This is a genomic window from Streptomyces sp. NPDC057654, assembly GCF_042800135.1.
Classification (GTDB): Bacteria; Actinomycetota; Actinomycetes; order Streptomycetales; family Streptomycetaceae; genus Streptomyces.
Map to the genome: position 1 here is coordinate 1 of NZ_JBHVHQ010000251.1, position 271 is coordinate 271.

Consider the following 271-nt stretch of genomic DNA (forward strand, 5'->3'; position numbering starts at 1 on the left):
GTTCCGGTACGGGCTGCCGGGCGGCCTGCTCGCGCTCGCCGCCGCGGCGGTCGCGGCGACCGGAGTGATCATGCTCACCATCGAGGGCAGCAAGCAGGAGCCGGAGCGGGCGGAGCAGCCGGAGCGCGCGGACGGGCCGCGGGTACCGGACGAACTGCGGGTGCCGGAGGAGCCGCGGGTCCCGGAGGAGGCGGGCGGCGCGAGCGCGGAGACCTCGGTGCCCCGGCCGGCACGGGAGCAGCCGGCTTCCCCCGCCGCTGCCGTCCCCGCG

1 pseudogene is annotated in these 271 nt (G+C 79.7%); it reads left to right on the forward strand.

Annotated elements, in window-relative coordinates:
* Positions 1–271, forward strand: a pseudogene (locus ACFU99_RS19825) (hypothetical protein); the annotation flags it as partial.